General features: G+C 46.9%; 1 pseudogene. It reads left to right on the forward strand.

What is annotated here, in order from left to right:
• Positions 1-716, forward strand: a pseudogene (locus R7Z47_RS24835) (peptidase M23); the annotation flags it as partial.

A 716-nucleotide genomic window follows, 5' to 3' on the forward strand; every position in this document is an offset into this window, starting at 1 on the left:
CGCCATTCTATTTAATCGAGTGGGACTCTCTGCTCGTCTACTGCACGAGTTAGTGTCCTCCGATAAAGAAATTGAACAGCAGTTAACTCGTCTTCGTCCGGGCGATAAATTGCAATTTGGTTTTGATGAGAAAAACGACTTGGTTCAACTGCGCCGTACACTAAGCGCATTCGAAACCTTTCGCATCAAACTGCAAGACGGCAAATACGTTTCTGAGGTCGATAAAAAAGAGGTCGATTACCAATTCAACTACGCCGAGGCAACCATCAAATCCAACTTCTGGAACGCAGGAATTTCGTCTGGCTTGAATGGCAACCAAATCATGGAGCTAGCAGGAATTTTTGGCTGGGATATCGACTTCGCACTCGATATTCGCAAAAACGACTCTTTCCGAGTGCTGTATCAAGAAGAAGTTGTAGAAGGTGAAGTCATTGGTCGCGGAAAAATCATCGCTGCGATATTCAAAAACCAGGGCGATACGTTTACGGCTATTTTAGATGAAAAAACGGGCAAATATTACGACGAAAATGGCCGAGCGATGAAAAAAGCCTTCTTGCGCGCTCCACTGGATTTCCGTCGCGTGACTTCAAACTTTAACCCACGTCGTCTTCACCCAGTTACGGGTCGAGTACGTCCTCACCGAGGCACTGACTACGCAGCACCTGTTGGTACGCCAATTTGGGCCGCTGGTGATGGTGTGGTGCAAAAATCGGCTT

Origin of the sequence: Vibrio sp. 1641, from assembly GCF_033339995.1 — a bacterium.
Lineage (GTDB): Bacteria > Pseudomonadota > Gammaproteobacteria > Enterobacterales > Vibrionaceae > Vibrio > Vibrio alginolyticus.